Origin of the sequence: Bradyrhizobium sp. Mp27, from assembly GCF_029953005.1 — a bacterium.
Lineage (GTDB): Bacteria > Pseudomonadota > Alphaproteobacteria > Rhizobiales > Xanthobacteraceae > Bradyrhizobium > Bradyrhizobium barranii.
The window spans coordinates 1-215 of record NZ_JASAUS010000918.1; the positions used below are offsets into that span (position 1 = coordinate 1).

1 pseudogene is annotated in these 215 nt (G+C 62.8%); it reads left to right on the forward strand.

The features are described 5' to 3' along the window. Positions 1–102: 102 nt before the first annotated feature. Positions 103–215 (forward strand): annotated as a pseudogene (locus QJT78_RS53000) (ATP-binding protein); the annotation flags it as partial.

The following is a 215-nucleotide window of genomic DNA, read 5'->3' on the forward strand; positions in this document are numbered from 1 at the left end:
TCTCGGTCATGGCGTATCGCTCTCCTCGAGAGGTTCTGGCAGGCTCGTCACCCGCCTCGATACGCCGCCTTCCTCACACCGTCATCACCCAGATTCCGCCATAGCTCTCCGGCACAACGCGAGGTCCGGCTGCGAACCATCATCGACTGCGATCTCCTCGTGCTGGACGATCTATTCCTCGCACGCGCCATCCCCGACGACGCCGGCACTTTGCT